The sequence below is a fragment of the Yersinia thracica genome (assembly GCF_902170565.1).
GTDB classification, from domain to species: Bacteria; Pseudomonadota; Gammaproteobacteria; order Enterobacterales; family Enterobacteriaceae; genus Yersinia; species Yersinia thracica.
Window position 1 is genome coordinate 1 of sequence record NZ_CABHXX010000097.1, and the last position, 4,438, is coordinate 4,438.

The following is a 4,438-nucleotide window of genomic DNA, read 5'->3' on the forward strand; positions in this document are numbered from 1 at the left end:
GGGGTGACCATAGATTTTTATGCATCCACTTAAAACAAAATACAATATGAGTATATTGGTCGGTTAGGCTAGCGCCAGAGCCAGTAAGAATGAGTACTTAATGTTATGTCGAATCAATGTTCCCCGCTAAAACATCTCAATACTTTCGCGTTATCAGCCTATGCGAACAATGTCATCAGTGCCAACTCTCCTGAAGAATTGGTTGATGCATGGCGTGAGTCTGTCTCTAAGCATCAACCTGTACTTTTGCTTGGTGAAGGTAGCAATGTACTATTTATCGAAAATTATTCAGGAACAGTGTTACTTAATCGCATCAAGGGTATCACTTTCACCGAAGACGATATTGCCTGGCATCTTCATGTTGGAGCAGGGGAGAATTGGCATCAATTAGTATGCTATTCGTTGCAAAATAACATGCCGGGCCTAGAAAACTTGGCTTTGATCCCAGGTTGTGTCGGTTCTGCGCCAATTCAAAATATTGGTGCATATGGTGTTGAGTTGCAAAAAGTGTGTGAATACGTTGATTTACTTGATATGGAGAAGGGCACGGTTCTGCGCCTTTCTGCGCTAGATTGTCAGTTTGGCTATCGTGATAGCATATTTAAGCATCGCTATGGCAATGGGTTCGCCATCGTCGCTGTGGGTATCAAGTTAGTGAAGTCTTGGATACCAACATTGGGTTATGGTGATTTAACTCGGATGGATCCATTGACTGTGACAGCAAAAGATATCTTCAACTCCGTCTGCGCGATGCGTAGGAGCAAACTACCTGACCCGACGGTGACTGGCAATGCCGGCAGTTTCTTCAAGAATCCCGTTGTGGATGCAACTGTGGCTGCAGATATCGTGAAGCTCTTTCCCAATGCCCCTCATTACCCACAGTCCGATGGATCCGTAAAGCTGGCTGCGGGCTGGCTTATTGATCAATGTGCACTCAAAGGATACCAGATTGGTGGTGCCGCAGTGCATCAGCAGCAAGCTTTGGTGCTGATTAATCTCGCAGAGGCTACAGGCCAAGATGTACTAGGCCTTGCTAGCTATATTCGTCAGCAGGTCGCAAAGAAATTTGCCATCTGGCTGGAACCAGAGGTGCGCTTTATCGCTAGTGATGGTGAAGTTAATGCTGTGGAGTATTTGTCTTGAAAGATATTAAAGTCCCCTTGCGATTAATTGGCGTACTGGCCGATGGTGCTTTTCACTCAGGTGAGCAATTGGGTGAAATGCTGGGTATGAGCCGCGCTGCAATTAATAAGCATATGCAAACTATCAAAGAATGGGGGCTAGATGTCTTCACAGTGCCTGGTAAGGGCTATAGTCTGCCAGTACCTATCCAATTACTTGATGAACAGGCCATATTAAGTTATTTACCCGCCGGTCAAGTCGCGGTATTACCAGTAGTTGATTCGACGAATCAATATCTCTTAGATCGTATCACTGAACTTAAATCTGGTGATGCATGTGTCGCTGAATATCAGCAAGCAGGGCGTGGTAGACGTGGCCGCCAATGGATCTCTCCTTTTGGTGCTAATCTTTACTTATCAATGTTCTGGCGATTGGAGCAAGGCCCTGCGGCTGCGATGGGGCTAAGTTTAGTTGTAGGTATTGTCATGGCCGAGGTACTGCACAAATTGGGTGCAGGTCAAGTTCGTGTTAAATGGCCAAATGATTTGTATTTAAATGATAAGAAGCTGGCGGGTATATTAGTCGAGCTCACGGGTAAAACGGGTGATGCAGCACAGTTGGTTATTGGTGCCGGTATCAATCTGACCATGCGTGAGTCAATGACCAATGTTATTAGCCAAGATTGGATTAACTTACAGGAAGCTGGGGTTATTATTGATCGTAATAAACTGACCGCTGAATTATTATCTGAATTACGGCTGGCGGTGGTTAAATTTGAAAATGAAGGTCTGTCTGCCTTTATTTCTCGCTGGCGGGAAATGGATAATTATCTTGATCGTCCTGTGAAATTGATTATTGGGAATCAGGAAATATTTGGTATTGCTCGGGGAATAGATCAACAGGGCGCATTATTATTAGAACAAAACGGTAATGTAAAACCTTATATTGGTGGCGAAATATCCCTTCGTGGAGTTTAGTCAAGAAGCTAAGCGGGCAGTTATTACTACCCGCTATTTACTATTTTCTTAAACGCACACTTTCAACCGCATGATTGGCACTTTTTGTCATTATCAGACTTGCTCGCTCACGGGTTGGCAATATATTCTGCTTTAAATTCAATCCATTAATCTCTTTCCATAACTGTGTTGCAATCTTGACTGCTTCGGTTTCAGGCAATTTTGCATAGTTATGGAAGTAAGAATTAGGGTTGGAAAACGCACCTTGGCGAAACTTAAGGAACCGATTGATATACCAACTTTGGAGTAAATCCTCAGGTGCATCCACGTATATAGAGAAATCTACAAAGTCAGAAACGAATACATGATGCGGGTCATGAGGGTAATCCATCCCGCTTTGTAACACATTTAATCCCTCTAATATAAGGATGTCCGGCTGTTTGATAATTTTATTACCATCTGGGACAATATCATATATTAAATGAGAATAAACTGGTGCTGTAACATGGTCAGCACCGGATTTTACTTCAGAGACAAATTTCACCAAACTGTGCATATCATAGGATTGTGGGAATCCTTTCTTCTTCATCAATCCGCGCTCGTTAAGCACTTTATTCGGATAAAGAAAACCATCAGTAGTAATCAGTTCTACACTGCGATGTTCTGGCCAGCGGCTCAGCAATGCTTGCAATAAGCGGGCCGTTGTACTTTTACCCACTGCAACACTGCCCGCAATACCAATAACATAAGGGATGCGTTGGCCATCAGTTCCAAGGAATTGCTCCAGAACTGCCTGGCGACGCAAATTAGAACTGATATAAAAATTAAGTAGGCGTGAGAGCGGCAGATAAATCTGTGCCACTTCATCTAAGGAAAGGTCTTCGTTAATCCCTTTGAGTTTAACTATTTCTTCTTCTGTTAGCGTCAATGGTACTGAGTCGCGTAAAGCCGCCCACTGAGTACGATCGAACTGTAGATAAGGCGTCGCTAAAGATTGATCTCTTTTTATCATAAGCCAAATTCTGCCTGTTAACGCAGGTTGGGAAAGGCGCTGGACGCCAACTCCAGATAATAAACAAGCTGCATATTATAGGCAGCTTGCTTTTTGGCGTAGACATTTTTGTATTTAGTGAGTGATTTCTTTGATGTATGTTGCTATTCCAATAAATTAAGAAAGGGAATGCCAAGCTTTTGTCTTATGTTTGAAGGCGTTTATCATGGCTAGCTGGCTATAAAAGTATGTGCTTGATTTGCAGAGAATAAGAGTTTGAAATAAATTGCGGTTGGATGATAATAACCATCAGGAGTACAGGCATAATCAGGAATTTCACCCATACATCTATATCCTTGTGCTCGGTAAAAAGATTCTGCAGGAGAGCCAGCTTCAGTATCCAAGTATAACAATCCGCGACGAAGTTGAACCGCCGTATTTTCCATCTCAATAATCAATTTATGACCAATCCCGGCACGACGGCTGCGGCTGTGAACTAATAATTTTTGTACTTCAGCTCGATTTAGTCCATTGGGTTTTTGGCAGAGATCTAATTGGATGGTTCCCACGATCTCCTCGTCATCACGTGCAATCCATAATAATAGCGTGCCTTTCGTGATGGCTGGGCGTAGGCCATGGTAGTAGCTCTCAGCTTCTTCTTGTAAGAGGCTGCGGGTGTTATAGCCGATTGAAGCACCATGAGAAACGGCATCAATCAGTAAACTTGCCAGTTCGCTTCGGTATATAGGCAATGTTGCCGCATTAAGTAAAACTATCTTCATGGTTAAACTCCTCTTCAACAGTCGGTCTGCGCATATGATGTTTAAAATAAATAGTTATGTTTAAGCAATAAACAAGCCAAATATGTAACCTTGTAATGACGAGAATTGAGCGACCACTTTTTGGATTTTATGCACCTTAATAGAAAGATTTCCCCATTTTGGGGCATAGAACAAAATTTATTTTCGCTGTGTGGACAATAAGATTATTCGACAATGAGACATTATCGGTTTTTTGGGATGATTTTCCGCGATAAAGTTGGTTAAAATAGCTAAAGTTCTGAGCGCTAATTAAACTAACCTTGGTTAATAATACGTCTGGCGTTTGAAAAGTGGCGGTTTTATGAGCGAAAGGGCGACTTATGCGATTTTTTTGTTGCATCATAGGCCCACTCTACCTAGAATGCGCTGCACTTGATGCCGGCATAGCTCAGTTGGTAGAGCAACTGACTTGTAATCAGTAGGTCCCGAGTTCGACTCTTGGTGCCGGCACCATTCAAGTACTAAAAATTAGGTGGGGTTCCCGAGCGGCCAAAGGGAGCAGACTGTAAATCTGCCGTCATCGACTTCGAAGGTTCGAATCCTTCCCC

Annotated in this window: 4 protein-coding genes and 1 tRNA gene; 3 read left to right on the plus strand and 2 right to left on the minus strand. The window is 43.0% G+C overall.

All coding sequences use genetic code 11. The features are described from left to right. Nucleotides 1-105: 105 nt before the first annotated feature. A complete protein-coding gene (gene murB, locus FTA91_RS14440; RefSeq protein ID WP_050116431.1) occupies nucleotides 106-1,143 on the plus strand; it encodes a UDP-N-acetylmuramate dehydrogenase in 1,038 nt (345 codons plus the stop codon). Next, nucleotides 1,140-2,099, plus strand: a complete 960-nt coding sequence (gene birA / locus FTA91_RS14445) for a bifunctional biotin--[acetyl-CoA-carboxylase] ligase/biotin operon repressor BirA (RefSeq protein WP_050116432.1) — start codon at nucleotides 1,140-1,142, stop codon at nucleotides 2,097-2,099. Before murB ends, birA begins: the two co-directional genes overlap by 4 nt. Nucleotides 2,100-2,139: 40 nt before the next feature. Here birA and coaA read toward each other — a convergent pair whose 3' ends face one another. Both coaA and FTA91_RS14455 read right to left on the minus strand, forming a co-directional pair. Next, nucleotides 2,140-3,090: a type I pantothenate kinase gene (coaA, locus tag FTA91_RS14450; RefSeq protein WP_145583530.1), complete on the minus strand. Its 951-nt coding sequence runs from the start codon at nucleotides 3,088-3,090 to the stop codon at nucleotides 2,140-2,142. 209 nt (nucleotides 3,091-3,299) lie between these two features. Further along, nucleotides 3,300-3,851, minus strand: coding sequence for a GNAT family N-acetyltransferase (locus FTA91_RS14455; protein ID WP_050116434.1), 552 nt, complete (start codon nucleotides 3,849-3,851; stop codon nucleotides 3,300-3,302). 416 nt (nucleotides 3,852-4,267) lie between these two features. On the opposite strand from FTA91_RS14455, the gene FTA91_RS14465 reads away from it, so the two are divergent. Continuing rightward, nucleotides 4,268-4,343: transfer RNA gene (locus FTA91_RS14465), tRNA-Thr, on the plus strand. The last annotated feature ends 95 nt before the right edge of the window (nucleotides 4,344-4,438 follow it).